This window comes from Vogesella mureinivorans (genome assembly GCF_007644035.1).
GTDB lineage: Bacteria > Pseudomonadota > Gammaproteobacteria > Burkholderiales > Chromobacteriaceae > Vogesella > Vogesella mureinivorans.
The window spans coordinates 1-350 of record NZ_VMTV02000746.1 but is presented as its reverse complement, the minus strand read 5'-3'; the positions used below and the strand labels follow the sequence as shown (position 1 = coordinate 350).

The window sequence follows — 350 nt, the reverse complement described above, 5'->3', positions numbered from 1 at the left end:
CTCGGTAGTCGGCGAAAAACTCACCCGCATGATCGAGCGCGGCACCGCCACTAACCGACCGGTGATCATCGTCTGTGCCTCCGGTGGAGCCCGTATGCAGGAGGGCATGCTTAGCCTGATGCAGATGGCCAAAATTTCGGGCGCGCTCCAGCAGCACCAGGCCGCTAAACTGCTCTACATGCCGGTGCTCACCCACCCCACCACTGGGGGCGTCACCGCCAGCTTTGCCATGCTGGGCGACATCATTTTGGCTGAGCCTAAGGCCACCATCGGCTTTGCCGGTCGCCGCGTCGTCGAGCAAACCCTGCGTGAAAAACTGCCCGACAATTTTCAAACTGCCGAATACCTGC

General features: G+C 60.9%; 1 protein-coding gene. It reads left to right on the top strand.

Annotated elements, in window-relative coordinates; genetic code table 11:
• A partial coding sequence (locus tag FLQ44_RS25665; RefSeq protein ID WP_276607880.1) for a carboxyl transferase domain-containing protein occupies positions 1 to 350 on the top strand: 350 nt, incomplete at both ends.